Raw genomic sequence first — 16,708 nt, 5'->3', positions numbered from 1 at the left:
TTATCTGTTGGCAATTTCTAATTTTACCGCTCTTCGGTTTAAATAATTAACCAGAAGTAAACTGCAGGCAATTACCATCATTCCGGTAATGGAAAGTAGATCGGGATATTCGTTGGGAAGAATTAACCAGCTTAAGGAAGCACCAAAAATTGGCACAATAAATTTCCAAGTATTTAAATTGGAAACTTTTACTCCAGGGCGTTGTAGCAAACCAAACCAAATAGTAATGGCAAATGCCGAAACCATGGCTAGCCAAGCTAAGGAAATGTAATATTCGCCAGGGTAAATTGTGTTCCACGAAGGATGCTCTACGGGAATAGAAATAAGCATCAATACCGCGCCACCAATAATCATCGAGAAGGAGGCTAAAACTCTTGGGGGCATGTCTTTTGCATCGCGCGATACAATTACATTCCCAGTACTTCCCACAATATTATTCAGGATCAAAATTCCTACACCTAGCGGAATAGTAGTGCTTAATACAAAATCGGCTCTGCCCAAACTAATAATGCACACTCCGATGATTCCCAGTAGGATCGCAAAAATCTTTTGCCAGCTCATTTTGTCATTTTTTAGCATAAAGTGAGCAAAGAATGCTGCAAATAAAGGCTGCGCACCAATTAGCATTGCTGCCAAAGCTCCAGGCACATAACTTATTCCCGTATAGAATAATCCGTAAAGAAAAGTAGTTTGTAAAAGGGCAACCCAAAGTATAAATCGCCATCTTTTTTTCGATTCTCGTAGTTTGAATTTTAAATCTTTTATAAAAGGAAGAATAATTAATCCCGAAAGGAAAAATCGAATGCCTGCAAATTGAAGAGGAGTAGTGTATTTTAAGCCAATTTTAATTGCCGTAAATGGTGTTGCCCAAAGTAAACATGCAAAAATTGCAAGTGCGGTTGTAGAGAATAGAAACTTTTTCATAGGAATGAATAATTTACTGCAAACTTAGGGATTTTATTTGCATAGATATGGAAGGTGACTTATATATTATATAGGATTGTGTTTTGAATAAAAAAAATCCTCATCATACTTTTGTTTGATGAGGATTCTATAGGGTAATTTTCTTTAAATATTATTTTGCTTCTTTCACATACTTATCCAACCAGTTGGCGAAAGTACGTTGCCACAAAATTCCGTTCTGAACGCCAAGTACCCAATGGTTTTCTTCAGGTAAATGTAGCAGTTGAGCAGGAATTCCGCGTAGGCGTGCAGCGTTAAATGCCTGCATTCCCTGCGATTCAACAATACGGTAATCTTTTCCACCGTGCACCACTAAAATAGGAGTGTCCCAATTTTGGACAAATTTATGTGGAGAATTTGCATAGGAACGCTGTGCAATTTTATTGTCTTTTTCCCAGAAAGCACCGCCTAAATCCCAGTTTACGAACCACATTTCTTCGGTTTCTAAATACTGAGCTTCTAAATTGAACATTCCATCGTGAGCAATAAAAGCTTTAAAGCGTTTCTCGTGATGTCCGGCCAACCAAAATGCAGAAAATCCTCCGTAAGATGCGCCAACGCAACCCAAACGGTTTTCGTCAACAAATGGTTCTTCTTTAACGGCATCAATTGCACTTAAATAATCTTTCATGTTTTGTCCACCATAATCGCCCGAAATTTGTTCCAACCATTCTTGACCGAAACCAGGCAATCCTCTACGGTTTGGTGCAACAACTATATAATCGTTCGCGGCCATCATCTGAAAATTCCAACGGTAGCTCCAAAATTGCGAAACAGTTCCCTGTGGTCCTCCCTGACAGTAAAGTAAAGCAGGATATTTTTTAGTTGCATCGAAATGAGGAGGGTAAATTACCCAAACCAACATTTGTTTGTTGTCGGTTGTAGTAATCCATCTTTTCTCTACTTTTCCCATTTCTAACTGCTCCAGAATATTTTTATTCACGAAAGAAATCTCTTCTGCATCGCCTGTTTCCGGATTTACATTATAGATTTCAGCAGGTTTCGACATCGAAACCTTGGTTGCAATTAGCGCGTCGCCAGCAATGTGTATGGTATGGTAATCGTGAATGCCCTCGGTAACTTGTTTGATATTTCCAGAGGCTAAGTCTAGCTTGTAAATTTCCTGTACGGCATGCCATCCCGAAATAAAATAAATTCCTTTACTATCGGCAGTCCAAGTTAAGGCTTGCGCATTTTGATCGAAATCTTTCGTGTAAAATGTTTTTTCGCCACTAGCCAAATCCATCACGAATAAACGGTTTTTATCGGCTTCGTAACCATCACGCTCCATACTTTCCCAAGCCATTTTGCTTCCGTCAGGCGAGAATACTGGGTTCATATCGTAACCCATCATTCCTTCGGTCATGTTTTTGGTTTCGCTAGTAGCGATATCGAAAAAGTAGATGTCCGAATTGGTCGATTTTGCATATTCTACGCCTTGTAATTTTCGCGACACATAAGCCAATGTTTTTGAATCGGGCGACCATGCTATTTGTTCCGTTCCACCAAAAGGTTTTACCGGAGCCGACCATTTTTCACCTTCCATAATATCTTTACCTGCAGTAATTTTCTCTCTGTAATCAGCAATAAAAATATGAGTATAGGTATCCACCCAATTGTCCCAATGACGGTAGTTCATGTCGTTAATTACCCGAGCATTTGCTTTTGGTAGGTCAGGATACAGATCTTTAACTGCCTTTTCTGCCTGAACTTCTTTTAGGTAGAAAATTTTACTCATGTCCGGAGAGTAAGCAAATGCATCTATTCCTCCTTCAATGTCGGAAACCTGAACAGGATTACTTCCATCCGGATTCATTTCCCATATTTGTGTGCTTCCACTTGCAGAACTTATATAGGCGATCTTTTTACCATCAGGTCTCCAAATTTCGTTGAATTCTTTTTTTTCTGTGTTGGTTAATTGAACTGGTTCACCACCTTCAACGGGAAGGGTATATAAATCGCGGTACGAACGATTTTCTTCCTTGTTAAAATAACTTACTCCGTAAAGAATAGTTTTTTCGTCGGGCGAGATATTTTCTCCTCCAAGACGTCCGAACGACCATAAAACTTCAGGAGTCATTACATCCGACTCTAGTTTTATTTCCGGTGTTTTGTACGACGAATCGTCTTTTGATTCCTCAGCGTTTTGTTTGCAGGATGATAATCCTGTTACAATTGCCAAGCCTAACAAAAGTTGTTTGTTTGTCATAATTGTATAGCTTTGTTGTGTTAATTTATATTAGCACCGTAAATGTAAGAATTACGCAACACATTTAATAATGGTTTAGCAGATACAAGGAGATGGTAGCTTGCGTTTAGAATTGGAAGTGCTGTTTTTATAAAAAAAAGGCTCTCAATTAAAATGGAGAGCCTTTCGATATAAATTGTTTTGGGAAAAATTATGCCACTGGGGTATTGATTGCCTCAATAATTTTAGCTTCTAATTCTTCTGCCAATTCTACGTTATCAATAAGAAGTTTTCTTACTCCTTCGCGACCCTGACCTAATTTAGTTTCTCCGTATGAGAACCAAGATCCACTCTTTTTAATTACGTTGTAAGTAACACCAAGATCGATGATTTCACCTGTTTTGGAAATTCCTTCTCCGTAAATAATATCGAATTCTGCTTTTCGGAATGGAGGAGCAACCTTATTTTTTACCACTTTCACACGAGTGTGATTTCCGTTTACTTCGTCGCCATCTTTAATTTGTCCGATTCTTCGGATATCCAAACGAACCGAAGAATAAAATTTAAGTGCATTACCACCGGTTGTAGTTTCAGGGTTTCCAAACATTACACCAATTTTTTCACGCAATTGGTTAATGAAAATACAAGTAGTATTGGTTCTATTGATGTTTGCTGTAAGCTTACGTAATGCCTGAGACATCAAACGGGCTTGTAATCCCATTTTTGATTCTCCCATTTCCCCTTCAATCTCCGCTTTCGGTGTTAAAGCTGCAACCGAGTCAATTACAATAATGTCAATTGCCGATGAGCGAATCAGCTGGTCAGCAATCTCTAAAGCTTGCTCTCCATTATCTGGTTGAGAAATTAATAGATTTTCAGTGTCAACACCTAATCTTTCGGCATACGAACGATCGAATGCATGTTCTGCATCGATAATCGCAGCAATACCACCTGCTTTTTGCGCTTCAGCAATAGCATGAATGGCCAGGGTTGTTTTACCAGAAGATTCTGGTCCGTAAATTTCAATAATTCGTCCTCTTGGTAGTCCCCCCACACCTAAAGCCATATCTAAAGATAAAGACCCTGTCGAAATGGTGGCAATATCTTCAACGGCATTGTCTCCCATTTTCATGATAGCACCTTTTCCATAGGTCTTATCAATTTTCTCCATGGTTAACTGGAGTGCTTTTAGTTTTTCTTTGTTTATTTCTAAAACTTCTTTTGCGCTCATAATATATTTATCAATTATTTATTTACTACAGTAATCCCATTTCAGATAAAATCTGATTGGTATGATCTTTTGTTTTAACTTTCGGAAATACTTTTTCAATAATTCCTTCCTCCGAAATTATAAAAGTAGTGCGAAGTACTCCCATATAGGTTTTTCCGTACAGTTTTTTCTCTCCCCACGCACCATATGCCTCCAGTATTTCTTTTTCGGTGTCGGCAACTAAATTAAATGCTAAATTGTATTTTGCAATAAATTTTTGATGCGAGGAAATTTTATCCGGACTTACTCCAATAACTTCGAATCCCTTTTTAGTCAGTTTGTCGTAGTTCTCATTTAAATTGCACGATTCGGCAGTGCATCCAGGGGTATTGTCCTTCGGATAAAAGTACAGGATAACTTTTTTGCCTTTGAAATCGGAAAGTTTAATTTCCTTTTCATCTTGATTTAAACCAGTAAATTCTGGTGCGTTATCTCCTTCTTTTAAGTTTGTCATCGATACAGAAATTTGAATTGCAAATATACCTTTATAAGAATAGAGGCACGAATTTTTAGTGTAAAAATTACTAAGCATGGAAGTTAAAAAAAAATACCTTTAAATATAGCAAGTGCTGATTTCTTTTTTATCTTTTGAAAACATTATTTTGTTAATCTTAATTGCAAATTTGTAATTTCGTACTTACACATTATATATTATCTTTGTTATGAAATAATTACTATCTTAACTTTTTGTTAGAACCTGCATGATACAAGAGGTTTTGTTGATTAAAATAATATAGTTGCAGGCAAATTATTGTTTTTTGTTGTTAATTGGAGGAAAGCATTCTTTGTTTTCCCAATTTTCATTTTCAAGAAATTGATTCTATGAATAATAAAATGAGATTACACTACGGTTTATTTTTTCTTTCTTTTTTCCTTTTCCAGTTTTCTTTCGCGCAAAACTTTAATGGAGGAAAAACGGAGCAGCAAATAGAGCAGGAAGCTTTTACATTCTTCGATGCAGAGAATTTTACGAATGCCTTGCCATTGTATCAGGAATTAATTAATGTATATCCGCAAGACCCCGAGTATAATTATTATCTAGGTGTTTGCCAAGTGGAAGAAAATAAAGATGTTAAGGAGGCTATTCAGCACCTTAAAATTGCATCAACAAAAAATGTTAATGCCTCGGTTCCCTATTTTTTAGGACGAGCTTTTCATATGAATTATGAGTTTAATTCTGCAATACGTTACTATCGAAAATTTAGCGAATATTATAAGAAAAAATCAGTTGGTATCGATCGCTTAATTGAGATGTGCCAGAATGGTTTGCCCTTGGTGAATTCTTATTATGTTGTAGATGTTAAAAATAAGAAAGTAGTAAGTAGTAACGAGTTTTTTAGATATTACGATATTGACGGTTTTGAAGATCGATTGTCAAAAAAAGACAAATCGCTTACTTCCAGATATGATGGCGAGGGAGATAAAGAGGTAGCTTGTTTGGCGAACAAAGGACAGTATATTTATTTCTCAAGTGTAGGGAAAAATAAAAAAACAGGACGGGATTTATTTCGTGCTAAACGTTTAAAAAATGGTGGTTGGGGTGAATGGGAAGAGTTAAAAGCCCTAAATTCCGATTACGACGAAGTATATCCATTCATGTCTAACGATGGAAGAACGCTTTACTTTTGTTCACAAGGACACACAAGTATGGGAGGTTTTGATATTTTTAAATCGGTATACAACGAAATATCAGACACTTGGACGGAACCTCAAAATATGGGTTTTCCAATTAATTCAACATCGAATGATCTGTTTTTTGCTACCGATTTAACCGACGAGTATGCTAGTTTTGCCTCTAGCAGAGATAATGGAAAAAATGAGGTCACTATTTATAAAATCAAATTGTCCGACTATTCAGAGCAAAAAGTAGTAATGAATCCTGATTTGCTGGCAAATATCGCTAGCTTAAGTATTGGAGCGGAAAATGTCGATGGAAATTTATTTCAGGCGGATACAGAAGAACTTACCTATTCGAATAAATACAGGAGTAACGATTTTCCTTATTTTAATTTTCCAATTACTGGCGAGCTAACTTATCATTATTTGAATGAATTTAAGTCGGGCGATGCTCGGGAGGTTTTTATTGAAGCAAAGAATGACCAATTCAATTCGGATAGTTTAATTGATTATACCGACGATTTAAGAGGCGAGTTGAATGGTTTGGAGGGGATGCCTCATAATGTGCTTGCAAATAAAATATCAAAATTAGAGCAACGATCTTTTGAATTGAGTAAACAGGCACAAAATAAATTGCGAAAGTCTCAGTCTGAAGAAGCTGATTATTTGAATAAAAATATTATTGGTACGGTTACTGCCGAGGTTCATGCTCCTGCAACAAAACAACAATTAGTAATGAGTTCGGAGGTAATTCCTGCTAGTGGTGCAAAAACAGAAGCCTATAGAGCGAATAAAGCCAAGGAGGGATATGAATATCATTTACAGGTGGGTGTTTTCTCGAACCGAGCCGAGTCCAGTTTCTTTTTAGGCTTAAAGGATGTAAAAGAGGAAGTTGTTGATAACGGAAAAATGTATAAATATATGGTAGGGTCTTATCCAACTTTTGCGGCAGCGAAGAAGGAAATTCCTGAAGTTCGTCAATTATTTCCCAATACTTTCGTGGTTGCCTACAAGGATGGGGTGAAAGCTAGCTTAAGTGCTGCAATTAAAGCTACCGATCAGGACTATAAATATGAAGCGAAACCAGCCGAGCAGGTTAGTCCTGCAAAAACTACTACTGCAGTTGTTAATGAGCAGGTTTCTTTTCGGGTTCAGGTTGGAGCGTATGCTACCGAGGTGCCCGAAGATGTTAAGTTAAAATTGAAACGTTTTTCAAAGTATCCGATCGATTATTCAAAGGATTATAGGGGATATACAATTTGTACCGTTGGCGATTTTGATTCTTACAGCAAAGTGAGTAAATTGAAAATGGAACTTCGGGAAGCTGGATTGGGTGATGCTTTTACAGTGGCATTTTCAGGAAATGATAAAATTACTATTCAGCAAGCACTCGAAATTTTAAGACAATAATTAGAGATATCTACTATGTTTGGGAGCAGAGATATACGCACAGATAAAGAGGAGAGCGATGTAATTAGCGATCTTTTAAATCGCAAAACATTAATGCTTATTAATGATGATTTTCACACCTTTGATTTTGTTGTGGATGCATTGGTTGATGTCTGTGAACATGAACCGGATCAGGCAGAACAATGTGCTTACATTACTCATTATAAAGGGAAATGTGATGTAAAGAAAGGCAAGATGAGTACCATTAAGCCAATGCGCGATAGATTAGCAGAGAAAGGATTAAAAGTTAATATTGTATAGTGTTAAATAAATCAGATTTGTAGAAAATGACAGCGCTAATTATTGTACTTCTTATTGTTTTTGGAATTGTTCTGTTGCTTTTGGAATTCTTAGTAATTCCTGGAATTACAGTGGCAGCTATTGGAGGTGTTTTAATGATAGTAGGTGGTATTTATATGTCCTACGATCATTATGGAAGTTCTATTGGACATTTAACTATTTTGGCGACAGTAATTTTTGGTATAATTTCCTTATTTCTAGCTTTAAAGTCGAAAACTTGGAATAAAATCATGTTGAATACAGAAGTGGATTCGAAAGTTCAAAAGCTAGATGATGAAAATATTAATATTGGGGATCAAGGGATCTGCGTCTCTCGTTTGGCTCCAATGGGAAAAGTGAAGTTGGATCAAAAAATTGTAGAGGCAAGATCTACAGGTTCCTACGTTGACGAGAAAACAAAAGTTATAGTAGTTGGTATTGTTGATAAAGTTGTAATTGTAAAACCTATCTAAAATAAATCAAATGGAAATTGGTGCATTAATAATGTTAATTGTCGCCGTTGGGGTTGGAATATATATATTATTCTATTTCGTCCCAGTTGGTCTTTGGTTTTCGGCTCTTTTGTCAGGAGTTAAAATTTCTTTACTTCAGCTTGTGTTTATGAGATGGAGAAAAGTTCCACCAAAAGTAATTGTAAGTGCTTTAATTGAAGGTACAAAAGCTGGTTTAGTATTGAATCGGGATGAACTCGAAGCTCACTATTTAGCTGGAGGGCGCGTTGCTCAGGTTACACATGCTTTGGTTTCGGCATCAAAGGCGAATATCGATTTGTCCTTTAAAATGGCTACAGCAATCGACTTGGCTGGTAGAGATGTGTATGAAGCAGTACAAATGAGCGTTATTCCTAAAGTAATTAACACTCCACCTGTAACAGCTGTTTCTAAAGATGGTATTCAGTTAATCGCTAAAGCGAGGGTTACTTTACGTGCGAATATTCGACAATTAGTTGGAGGAGCAGGAGAGGAAACTGTACTAGCAAGGGTTGGAGAAGGAATTGTATCTTCAATTGGTTCAAATGAATCGCATAAGTCAGTTCTTGAAAATCCTGATTATATCTCTCGTGTAGTGTTGGAAAAAGGTTTGGATGCTGGTACTGCTTTTGAAATTTTATCGATTGATATCGCAGATATTGATATAGGAAAGAATATTGGAGCGGTATTACAAACCGATCAAGCCGAAGCCGATTTAAAAATAGCACAGGCTAAAGCAGAGGAAAGAAGAGCAATGGCTGTAGCCTTAGAACAGGAAAATAAAGCATTGGCTCAGCAAATGCGCGCGAAGGTAATTGAAGCAGAAGCAGAAGTTCCTCGTGCAATGGCAGAAGCTTTCCGAAATGGTCAGTTGGGAATAATGGATTATTACCGAATGAAGAATATCGAAGCAGATACTAATATGAGGGATAATATCGCAAATCCATCCGATAAAGGGAAAAAGAAATAAATAAAACAGACTAATTTTAATAGGAACCGGGGAGTATTTGTATGTTTCCCGGTTTTATTTTGGGTATTTTGAAAAAAAAATAAAAATGAATCTCATTGATTTATAATTTACTATAATCCAAAGGGCCGAAATCTTTGTTTAATGCGGGATAAAAATTTTGCACATCTGAATTTTTTACATACTTTTGCTACCGCAAGATCAGGAGAGGTGGGTGAGTGGCTGAAACCACCAGTTTGCTAAACTGACGTACGGGAAACTGTACCGGGGGTTCGAATCCCCCTCTCTCCGCTTTTTTTTGTTTAGATTGAAAAGGAGTTTTATCTCCACAAATTTTCGGGGTGTAGCGTAGCCCGGTTATCGCGCCTGCTTTGGGAGCAGGAGGTCGCAGGTTCGAATCCTGCCACCCCGACGAAAATTTTTAGAGGAGTTTAAAAACTTCTCTTTTTTTATCTAAATAGAGTACCGGAATGTAAGTTTCGGGGTGTAGCGTAGCCCGGTTATCGCGCCTGCTTTGGGAGCAGGAGGTCGCAGGTTCGAATCCTGCCACCCCGACAATACTTTGAGGAGTTAAAAGCTTCTTTTTATCCAATAGAATACCGGAATCAAGTTTCGGGGTGTAGCGTAGCCCGGTTATCGCGCCTGCTTTGGGAGCAGGAGGTCGCAGGTTCGAATCCTGCCACCCCGACAAGAGAGAGAAATCACATGGTTTCTCTTTTTTTGTGCATTATATTTTGAGAGGCTCTGCTGAAAATAGCACGACTTTCTTATTTTTGCAACCAACTTACACAACAACGAAACACCATAATGGAATCAATAAAAGAACTTTATCGAATTGGCTACGGCCCTTCAAGCAGTCATACCATGGGACCAAGAAAGGCGGCAGAACAGTTTTTGTTGCGTCATTCTAAAGCAGAGAGATTTGAGGTGACTCTATTTGGGAGTCTGGCAGCTACTGGAAAAGGACATTTAACTGGTGTTGCTATTGAGAAAGTATTTGAGGGCAAAAATCTAAATTTAATTTGGAAGCCTGAAGAGTTTTTAAAAAAACATCCTAATGCTTTACGATTTAAGGCTTTTTCAATTACTGATGAGTTGCTTGAGGAATGGACTGCATATAGTATTGGCGGAGGAGCAATTGTAGATGATGCTAGCGTGTTGGTTGCTAAAAAAATATATGAGCTAACTACTATGGATGAGATTCTGAAGTGGTGTAGGATCAATAAAAAGCAACTTTGGGAGTATGTGGTGCTGATGGAAGGAGAGGGTATTTGGGATTATCTGGATGAGGTTTGGACCGCAATGAAAAATGCCATCAAAAGAGGTATGAATAAAGAGGGCGAATTGCCTGGAGGATTAGAGCTGGAACGTAAATCGCATTCGTACTACTTAAAGGCAAAAACATTAAGCGGTCCTATGCGAAAACGATCTATGTTATATTCATTTGCTTTGGCTGTTTCAGAAGAAAATTCAAGCGGAGGGATTATTGTTACTGCTCCTACTTGTGGGGCTTGTGGCGTTTTACCTGCAGTGCTTTACTATCACAAGAAATTTTATAAGTTTGGAAAAAAGGATGTGTTAAAAGCATTAGCTACGGCTGGTTTAATTGGAAATTTGGTAAAAACCAATGCATCAATTTCTGGTGCCGAAGTTGGTTGTCAAGGCGAGGTGGGTACTGCTTGTGCTATGGCTTCGGGAGCGGCAACCCAGTTGCACGGAGGAACTGTATTTCAGATTGAATATTCTGCTGAAATGGGTTTAGAACACCATTTGGGCTTAACTTGTGATCCTGTGTTAGGCTTGGTGCAAATTCCGTGCATTGAACGTAATGTTTTTGCGGCCGCGCGAGCCCTGAATCATAATACTTATGCTTTGTTATCCGACGGTCGCCACAGAATTAGTTTTGATCAGGTTACCGAAACAATGATGAAGACCGGACTTGATTTACCTTACACCTACAAAGAAACATCGCTTGGAGGTTTGGCATCTTTGAAGGTGTTCAACTATAAATAAAAAATAAAGAGGTTGATTTCATTGTGAATTAACCTCTTATTTAAAAGTTATAGCCTCAACTATTTTAAATCTTTTTCACGGATTGCTTTAAATTTCGAACCGTCTTTCCATCTTGGAAACTCATCCTGATTGGCAAGTTCACAGCCAACACGGAAAAGTAATTGGGCATCTTCTACAATACCATCTAAATCTCACCATTCTTCGTATTCATCGGAAGGCTTGTGGTAATTATTTGCCAACCATTTTTTTTCTTTGGTCGACATGTATTTAATTCTTTTCTCTCGGGGGTCATTATTGCCACGAGCAAATAAAGCAGGCATTTCCACACGGGCAAAACTGAAATGATCGGATCGATAATACATTCCTGATTGAGGGATAGGATCAGGCAGAATATATCTATTCTGTATAAATTAATGTTTATTTTATTTTGATAAGTGAACTAGCAAGTTAGATAGAAGATAAAAGTTATTTTCATTTTAATCAGAAACTTAGAATACATCTTACAATTTTTGTAAATTTAGGGAAAAGAGTAGTTGCCATGAAATCGAAACGAAAATATAGAGCTGTTGAAATGTTGTTGCGAATAGTAACCGCAATTATACTGATTCAAACTTTGCATTTTAAATTTACCGGACATCCCGAGGCGGTATATATTTTTTCTACAATTGGTATGGAGCCCTGGGGACGATTTGGTATTGGAGCAATTGAATTAATAGCTGGGATATTGTTTTTCTTACCTAATTGGTGGAAAGTGGCGACGGTTATTACTGTTGGTTTAATGCTTGGAGCACTTGGTTTTCATTTTTTTAGTCCCTTGGGTGTAGTTGTAGAATACAATGGTATCTCCGATGGAGGACAATTATTTGTTATGGCAGTTATTGCCCTTACTTTTAGTGGGATATTAATGTTTAGGGCTAATTTACCCGAATTGTATAGGAGTTGTTTGAAAAAAAATGCTAATCGATGATTATAAAGCTAACCTATCAAGAGAAGTGTGCTTGTTCTCGTAGTAGTTTTTGTACTTATGTGGAGAATGAGGAGTCTTTTACAAGTTCGGAGAAAGAATACTTGGTAAAGGTTATTGTAAATGATAATCTGTCAGGAGTTCTCTATGTTAGTACCGTTTTAGTTGTTTGGAGCCTAGTTGTGGGAGTAATTGATGTTATTCTCTTCCCAGGTATTATTGTTTATGCTGTTTTTCATGGTGTTATTGATTATAAAGTCCTTACTCCTCCAATTGTATTTATGATCGTAAATTTCTCATCAAAGTTAATTTATATCGGCTCCGTTCTTAAGGGTAGAGTAAGTCTGGTAGATATATTTGTTGCGGCTTTGCCGTATGCTGGCTCAGCTTATCTTCTAAAAAAATTTCTTGTTAACGACAAATTACTTTCTCAGGCAATGGTTTTATATTTAAAAGAGAAGAAAAAGCAAGTGAAAAAATTCTTTTTAGATAGGTTTAGATTGCTAAAATAGTAATCAAGTATCTTTTTTTTATAGTAAATAAAAAGAGGAATTAATCCACACTTTATTGTGTAGTCCACACATTATCATAAGGGGATATTTTATATTATTATTATTCAATTAAGTGTAAGTATTAGAGGAACAACACTTTATTGTATTTGAATGTTGTGGCTTTTATTTTGGCATAGATATTTCATAATAGGATCATGTTATTATATTTTTTTATTTATATAAAATTTGATTAGTTATGAAAAGAGTATTAGTTATGTCGGCAACAGCGCTTCTATTTAGTTTGAGTATTCCTGCGTTTGCTGCAAATGGAAATGTTACTTCTGAATTTACAGTTGCACAAGAAGAGGTAAAGTATGAAGAAATAAAAGCTGAAGAACTTCCTAAATTGGTTCAAGAAGGATTAAGCAAGTCGTATTCGGATTTTGCAATTTTGAAATCATACATTGGAAACGATGGTTCTTATAAAGTGATTTTGTCTGCTCCAGATCAAAACATTGCAGTATTCTACAGTGTAAAAGGGGAGTTTGTAAAACAAGAAGATCTTGATGTCTAGGTGTATGTTGTTGATTATTTAATTAAGTCCCAATTTTTTTTGATGTTCAACCTCTATCGAGATAGTATCGTAATATTTCGATAGAGGTTATTCAGTTGCTAGCGTTTCAATATTTTATATGTTCATTATTAGCAACTTCATTGATTAACTAGTATGGAGAGTATTCTTATTGTAGATGATGATGCAACCTTCTGTTTAATGCTGAAGACATTTTTAGAAAAAAAAAGTTTTTTAGTAGCAACAAGTTTTTCGTCAGTAGAGGCAAAAAAAATGGTTAGTACGAAGTTTTATGATATCGTTCTTACCGATTTGCGAATGCCTGATGTTTGTGGTATGGAATTAATAAGTTATATCAAGCAGGAGGTGCCAGAAACAGAGGTGTTGATGATGACTGGATACGCTAGTGTTTCTAATGCAGTAAAGTCTATTAAATTGGGTGCTTTTAATTTCATTTCGAAACCATTTGGTCCCGATGAAGTTTTAGATATGATCGAAGATGCTCTTTCACATCGAAAAGGGAATGAGAAGCAAAAGAATGAAATACTACCAGCAACCATTTCTGTTTCGAAGTTTTATCATGGAAAAGGAAAACTATCGCAACAGCTGCTCAATTATATTGAATTAACCGCTCCTACTTTTATGTCGGTATTAATTGTTGGAGAGAGTGGTACCGGGAAGGAAATGGTAGCCAAAATGATTCATGAAAAGAGTGATCGTGCTAAGAATCCTTTTATTGCTGTTGATTGTGGTTCAATTTCTAAAACATTAGCTCTGAGTGAATTTTTTGGCCATGATAAAGGGGCTTTTACGGGAGCTGTGTCAGATAAAGTTGGATGTTTTGAAGCTGCAAATGGAGGTGTTTTATTTTTAGATGAGGTGGGAAACTTAAATTATTCAACCCAAGTGGTGTTGTTGCGTGCTTTGCAGGAACGAAAAATAAAACCAGTTGGAAGTAATCGGGAAGTGGCAGTTGATGTTCGAATTCTTGCTGCTACTAACGAGGATTTAAAAGAATCGGTTCAGATTGGTTCTTTTCGCGAAGATCTGTATCATCGATTAAATGAATTTCAAATTAACGTTCCTGCGCTTCGAGAGCGAAAGTCAGATTTAATGCATTTTGCAACGTTCTTTCTCGATTCGGCAAATACTAAGTTGGGAAAATCGATAAAAGGTTTTGACGAATGTGCAACATATGTGCTTAATAGATATACGTGGCCTGGAAATTTGAGAGAAATGAAAAATACTATTCAGCGTGCAGTACTTCTCTCCAAAAAAGATGTAATTACATTGGATGAGTTGCCATCCTCATTTTATGAAAATATTCAGGATTGCTGTGGTGTTCCCTTCGAGGGTGAAGATGAGAAGATTAAAAGAGCTTTGCATATTACGAATAATAATAAAAGTAAGGCAGCACGTTTATTAAATATCGATAGGAAAACGCTTTATCGCAAAATGAAGATTTATAATATTTAATAGGGCAGTGATTAGCCTGTTTGAATTTCTTTTTGATTTGTTTAGGTTTGATTGTTTAAATACGATTAATGAAAACGAAAATAAAATGAATAAATTATTATTAACGGTATTGTTTATGGGGCTAAGTTTTTCAGGAATGGCACAAGCGCCAGATGCTAGAGGGTATATTGTGAAGTTAGGCGATATGGCGCCTGATTTTGAGATGAATTTAACCGATGGAAGTAAAATTAAGCTTTCTCAGTTAAAAGGAAAAGTTGTTATGCTACAGTTTACAGCTAGTTGGTGTGGCGTTTGTCGCAAGGAAATGCCTTATATCGAGAAAGAAATTTGGCAGAAGCATAAAGAGAAGGATTTTGTTTTGTATGCTTTAGATTTGGATGAGCCACTTGAAAAGGCCGAGAAATTAATCGTAGCAACAGGTATAACGTATCCGGTTGCATTAGATGATAAGGCAAAAATATTTACTAAATACGCTCATAAAGAGAGTGGTGTAACTCGTAATGTGATTGTTAATAAGGAAGGTGAAATTATATATCTTACGCGCTTATTTAGTACGGAAGAGTTCGAAGGAATGAAAAAAGTGATTGAAGAAGAATTGAAGAAATAATATGTTGTGTAAGACAACTGTTAAAGCACTAAAAATATAATTTATTTTCTTTTTATCCTTCTGTTTACTATGTAATAAGAGCTTTTTTTTTGTTGTAATTACAAGTTGGGAAATAGGGTGAGAAAGGAATGAATTAGAAAAAAAGGGCGGTGACTAGCCGCCCTAAACTACTACTTAAATTTACTTATGAATTAGTACAATTAAACGACTAAGTGCTTAACAGACTTCCTTCGAGTTCAAAGATAGTGTATGATTTGTTTTTCTTATTGTTCAGATAGTTTCTTTTTATGAATCAATCATTTTGATAAGTGAATGGCTGATTTTTGATGAACAATTGTGTGAGAAGATTATGAACGTCTTCTCAATTTTCTTGTTTCAAGTTCACTTATCGATTTGTGGCATGGACAAAGGATGAACAATAAGTTAGAAAGAATGCTTATGTAAGATATGGTTATCTATTTAGATATTTGGATACGAAAAGAGCTAAATTGCCTATTGGTGGTTCCATTTTATAGATTTTCCTACAAATGGAAACTCCTATTTAAAAGGGGGCAAGTCTGTTATTTTTTAAGTTAGAAATGCTTCTGTCAATTTAATTTGGCGAATTGGAATTTAAATCATCTAAATAGTAACTTGTTTTACTATTACAACTGAAAAATACCTAAATTTATGCCTATCTTGAGAGTATCAAAGAAATTTAGGTTTAGTTTATTTATTTTTTAGCACTAATAGTTTATGGATAAGGATTTTATTCAAATTATAGAGAAAGTAAGAGCGTATTTGTTCAAAAATGGTTTAAAAGACTTTTCTTTTGATAAAGTTCAAGATTTTGGTGTGTCACCTTCTGATGTTTCCAAATTTGTTGGTTCCGTGGAGGAGTTGGTCGAAAAAATTCTGGAGTACGAACGAAAATCTTTCGAATCTATTTTTACACAGTACAATTTTGAAGGTCAGAATGCTATTGATATCCTATTTATCGTTAGTCAGGAGATGAATGATCGTTTTGAAAATTTATCCCCATCCATAACTATGGAGTTTGAAAGTCTTTTTCCGGAAGTTTATAAAAAACATATGGAGGAAAGAATGGAATTTATTTTTGATAAAATCAGGATCAATATTCAGAAGGGAATGGCACAGGGAATGTATCGAAATGATCTTAGTGATGAGATGGTTGGACGTATGTATCTTTCGCGACTAGAAGATATGCATAATCCAGAATTATATCCGCCAGAGCGATTTAAATTTGGAACTATTTATGATACAATGATTGATCAGTTTATAAAGAGTATAGGTACCGAGGACGGCATTAATTATTACCGTCAGCGAAAACAATTATTAGGAGTTTTAAGTTTTGGACGATAA

The 16,708-nt window shown here is 36.2% G+C and carries 16 protein-coding genes and 4 tRNA genes; 15 read left to right on the top strand and 5 right to left on the bottom strand.

The window, feature by feature from the left end; genetic code table 11:
* The 4 genes from BZG02_RS04695 to bcp form a co-directional block, all read right to left on the bottom strand.
* On the bottom strand, positions 1–924 hold the full coding sequence (locus tag BZG02_RS04695; RefSeq protein WP_101260234.1) for a DMT family transporter: 924 nt from the start codon (positions 922–924) through the stop codon (positions 1–3).
* A gap of 151 nt (positions 925–1,075) precedes the next feature.
* A complete protein-coding gene (dpp5, locus tag BZG02_RS04690) occupies positions 1,076–3,172 on the bottom strand; it encodes a dipeptidyl-peptidase Dpp5 (RefSeq protein WP_101260233.1) in 2,097 nt (698 codons plus the stop codon).
* Positions 3,173–3,362: 190 nt separating this feature from the next.
* Positions 3,363–4,382, bottom strand: a complete 1,020-nt coding sequence (gene recA / locus BZG02_RS04685) for a recombinase RecA (protein ID WP_101260232.1) — start codon at positions 4,380–4,382, stop codon at positions 3,363–3,365.
* Positions 4,383–4,407: 25 nt separating this feature from the next.
* A complete protein-coding gene (gene bcp / locus BZG02_RS04680) occupies positions 4,408–4,875 on the bottom strand; it encodes a thioredoxin-dependent thiol peroxidase (protein WP_101260231.1) in 468 nt (155 codons plus the stop codon).
* Positions 4,876–5,243: 368 nt separating this feature from the next.
* Here bcp and BZG02_RS04675 point away from each other — a divergent pair, with 368 nt between their 5' ends.
* From BZG02_RS04675 to BZG02_RS04635, 9 genes are all read left to right on the top strand, one after another.
* Positions 5,244–7,448, top strand: coding sequence for a PD40 domain-containing protein (locus BZG02_RS04675; RefSeq protein WP_101260230.1), 2,205 nt, complete (start codon positions 5,244–5,246; stop codon positions 7,446–7,448).
* 15 nt (positions 7,449–7,463) lie between these two features.
* Positions 7,464–7,748, top strand: coding sequence for an ATP-dependent Clp protease adaptor ClpS (locus BZG02_RS04670; protein ID WP_101260229.1), 285 nt, complete (start codon positions 7,464–7,466; stop codon positions 7,746–7,748).
* Between the two features lie 26 nt (positions 7,749–7,774).
* On the top strand, positions 7,775–8,239 hold the full coding sequence (locus BZG02_RS04665) for an NfeD family protein (RefSeq protein ID WP_101260228.1): 465 nt from the start codon (positions 7,775–7,777) through the stop codon (positions 8,237–8,239).
* 10 nt (positions 8,240–8,249) lie between these two features.
* Entirely contained in the window at positions 8,250–9,227 is a 978-nt protein-coding gene (gene floA / locus BZG02_RS04660; RefSeq protein WP_101260227.1) for a flotillin-like protein FloA, read from the top strand.
* Positions 9,228–9,428: 201 nt separating this feature from the next.
* A tRNA-Ser gene (locus BZG02_RS04655) sits at positions 9,429–9,515 on the top strand.
* Between the two features lie 46 nt (positions 9,516–9,561).
* A tRNA-Pro gene (locus BZG02_RS04650) sits at positions 9,562–9,636 on the top strand.
* A 68-nt stretch (positions 9,637–9,704) separates the two neighbouring features.
* A tRNA-Pro gene (locus tag BZG02_RS04645) sits at positions 9,705–9,779 on the top strand.
* Positions 9,780–9,837: 58 nt separating this feature from the next.
* Positions 9,838–9,912: transfer RNA gene (locus BZG02_RS04640), tRNA-Pro, on the top strand.
* Positions 9,913–10,031: 119 nt separating this feature from the next.
* Complete coding sequence (locus tag BZG02_RS04635; RefSeq protein WP_101260226.1) at positions 10,032–11,237, top strand: L-serine ammonia-lyase; 1,206 nt, start codon at positions 10,032–10,034, stop codon at positions 11,235–11,237.
* Between the two features lie 191 nt (positions 11,238–11,428).
* Here the strand turns inward: BZG02_RS04635 and BZG02_RS20685 are convergent, their stop codons facing one another.
* A complete protein-coding gene (locus BZG02_RS20685) occupies positions 11,429–11,626 on the bottom strand; it encodes a M28 family peptidase (RefSeq protein WP_342746946.1) in 198 nt (65 codons plus the stop codon).
* 149 nt (positions 11,627–11,775) lie between these two features.
* On the opposite strand from BZG02_RS20685, the gene BZG02_RS04630 reads away from it, so the two are divergent.
* The 6 genes from BZG02_RS04630 (at position 11,776) to BZG02_RS04605 (ending at position 16,708) form a co-directional block, all read left to right on the top strand.
* On the top strand, positions 11,776–12,204 hold the full coding sequence (locus BZG02_RS04630) for a DoxX family protein (RefSeq protein WP_101260225.1): 429 nt from the start codon (positions 11,776–11,778) through the stop codon (positions 12,202–12,204).
* A complete protein-coding gene (locus BZG02_RS04625) occupies positions 12,201–12,713 on the top strand; it encodes a hypothetical protein (protein WP_101260224.1) in 513 nt (170 codons plus the stop codon). Before BZG02_RS04630 ends, BZG02_RS04625 begins: the two co-directional genes overlap by 4 nt.
* 235 nt (positions 12,714–12,948) lie before the next feature.
* A complete protein-coding gene (locus tag BZG02_RS04620) occupies positions 12,949–13,266 on the top strand; it encodes a hypothetical protein (protein WP_143470418.1) in 318 nt (105 codons plus the stop codon).
* A gap of 153 nt (positions 13,267–13,419) precedes the next feature.
* Positions 13,420–14,739 (top strand): sigma-54-dependent transcriptional regulator, encoded by a 1,320-nt coding sequence (locus BZG02_RS04615; protein WP_101260222.1) that lies wholly within the window; start codon positions 13,420–13,422, stop codon positions 14,737–14,739.
* 85 nt (positions 14,740–14,824) lie between these two features.
* A complete protein-coding gene (locus tag BZG02_RS04610) occupies positions 14,825–15,346 on the top strand; it encodes a TlpA family protein disulfide reductase (RefSeq protein WP_101260221.1) in 522 nt (173 codons plus the stop codon).
* A 735-nt stretch (positions 15,347–16,081) separates the two neighbouring features.
* Positions 16,082–16,708 carry a hypothetical protein gene (locus BZG02_RS04605; protein ID WP_101260220.1) on the top strand — a complete coding sequence of 209 codons (627 nt, stop codon included), beginning with the start codon at positions 16,082–16,084 and terminating at the stop codon, positions 16,706–16,708.

Origin of the sequence: Labilibaculum filiforme (assembly GCF_002843315.1) — a bacterium.
Taxonomy (GTDB): domain Bacteria; phylum Bacteroidota; class Bacteroidia; order Bacteroidales; family Marinifilaceae; genus Labilibaculum; species Labilibaculum filiforme.
The sequence above is the reverse complement of the archived record's forward strand: the minus strand, read 5'-3'. Positions and strand labels throughout refer to the sequence as shown.

Bases quoted from the DNA above. Each gene is read 5' to 3' on its own strand.
- BZG02_RS04695 (WP_101260234.1), bottom strand. From the start codon at position 924: ATGAAAAAGTTTCTATTCTCTACAACCGCACTTGCAATTTTTGCATGT.
- BZG02_RS04610 (WP_101260221.1), top strand. From the start codon at position 14,825: ATGAATAAATTATTATTAACGGTATTGTTTATGGGGCTAAGTTTTTCA.
- BZG02_RS04625 (WP_101260224.1), top strand. From the start codon at position 12,201: ATGATTATAAAGCTAACCTATCAAGAGAAGTGTGCTTGTTCTCGTAGT.
- BZG02_RS04670 (WP_101260229.1), top strand. From the start codon at position 7,464: ATGTTTGGGAGCAGAGATATACGCACAGATAAAGAGGAGAGCGATGTA.
- BZG02_RS04615 (WP_101260222.1), top strand. From the start codon at position 13,420: ATGGAGAGTATTCTTATTGTAGATGATGATGCAACCTTCTGTTTAATG.
- BZG02_RS04635 (WP_101260226.1), top strand. From the start codon at position 10,032: ATGGAATCAATAAAAGAACTTTATCGAATTGGCTACGGCCCTTCAAGC.
- BZG02_RS04620 (WP_143470418.1), top strand. From the start codon at position 12,949: ATGAAAAGAGTATTAGTTATGTCGGCAACAGCGCTTCTATTTAGTTTG.
- floA (WP_101260227.1), top strand. From the start codon at position 8,250: ATGGAAATTGGTGCATTAATAATGTTAATTGTCGCCGTTGGGGTTGGA.
- BZG02_RS04630 (WP_101260225.1), top strand. From the start codon at position 11,776: ATGAAATCGAAACGAAAATATAGAGCTGTTGAAATGTTGTTGCGAATA.
- bcp (WP_101260231.1), bottom strand. From the start codon at position 4,875: ATGACAAACTTAAAAGAAGGAGATAACGCACCAGAATTTACTGGTTTA.
- dpp5 (WP_101260233.1), bottom strand. From the start codon at position 3,172: ATGACAAACAAACAACTTTTGTTAGGCTTGGCAATTGTAACAGGATTA.
- recA (WP_101260232.1), bottom strand. From the start codon at position 4,382: ATGAGCGCAAAAGAAGTTTTAGAAATAAACAAAGAAAAACTAAAAGCA.
- BZG02_RS04665 (WP_101260228.1), top strand. From the start codon at position 7,775: ATGACAGCGCTAATTATTGTACTTCTTATTGTTTTTGGAATTGTTCTG.
- BZG02_RS04675 (WP_101260230.1), top strand. From the start codon at position 5,244: ATGAATAATAAAATGAGATTACACTACGGTTTATTTTTTCTTTCTTTT.
- BZG02_RS04605 (WP_101260220.1), top strand. From the start codon at position 16,082: ATGGATAAGGATTTTATTCAAATTATAGAGAAAGTAAGAGCGTATTTG.